Below are 1028 nucleotides of genomic sequence, written 5' to 3'. Positions count from 1 at the left end.
TCGCGAAGGTGCGTTTCGTCGGGATCGCGGAGGTCGACGGTGAAGGTCGCCCGCGACGGTATGACGTTGATGGCGTTGGGCTCGAAGGCGATGGTGCCGACGGTGGCGACCGTCGGCGTCGGCGAGGCGCCGGCGCGGTCCGCCAGGAAGCCGATCACCCGCGCGGCGGCGACGCCGGCATCGCGGCGCATCGACATCGGCGTTGTGCCGGCATGGTTGGCCTCGCCCTCGATCGTGATGCGCTGCCAGGAAATGCCCTGCAGGTTTTCGACCGCGCCGACGGCGATGCCCTCGCGCTCCAGCACCGGCCCCTGCTCGACATGCAGTTCGACATAGGCACGCGGCTTGAGGAAGCCGGGCTCGTGCCTGCCGGCATAGCCGATGCGCTCCAACTCCTTGCCCAGCACCGAGCCGTCGGTGCCGACCGAGGCCAGCGCCTCGTCAAGATCCCGGCCGCCGGCGAAGACCAGCGAGCCCATCATGTCAGGCGAAAACCGCACGCCCTCCTCGTTGGTGAAGGCCGCTACCACGAGCGGGCGCGCCGGCGTAAAGCCGGCCTCCTTCAAACTCTCGATCGCTTCGAGGCCGGCAAGGACGCCATAGCAGCCGTCATAGATGCCAGCGTCGATCACTGTGTCGATATGCGAGCCGAGCATGACCGACGGCTGGCCGGCATTGGCATCATCCTGCCAGATGCCGAAGATGTTGCCGATGCGGTCGACGGCGACTGCGAGCCCTGCGTCCTGCAGCCAGCTGACGAGGCGGTCGCGGCCGAGCTTGTCCATGTCGGAAGCGGCGACACGCACCAGCCTGCCCTGCGCATCGCGGCCAAGGCTGCCGAGCTCTTCGATGCGGCCAAGAAGACGGTCGGCGTTGATCGTCAGATTGCTCATGCCGGCTGCCTCGCCCGCGCAACCTCTTGCGGCGCCATCCCGACCAGGTCGGCATAGCGGCCGGGATCGGTCGCGCCTTCGGAGTTGATGATGAGCACGCGCGAATGGCTATCGAGGTGAAGCGCCGCCCGGATC

At 68.0% G+C, this 1028-nt stretch carries 1 protein-coding gene; it reads right to left on the bottom strand.

From position 1 onward, the window contains the following. Positions 1-893 (bottom strand): hydantoinase/carbamoylase family amidase (locus EN742_RS35940; protein WP_128333938.1); only part of this gene is annotated, 893 nt, incomplete at its 3' end. Positions 894-1028 lie beyond the last annotated feature (135 nt).

Source organism: Mesorhizobium sp. M4A.F.Ca.ET.020.02.1.1, from assembly GCF_004022645.1.
Classification (GTDB): domain Bacteria; phylum Pseudomonadota; class Alphaproteobacteria; order Rhizobiales; family Rhizobiaceae; genus Mesorhizobium.
This window is presented reverse-complemented; position numbering and strand designations above follow the sequence as displayed.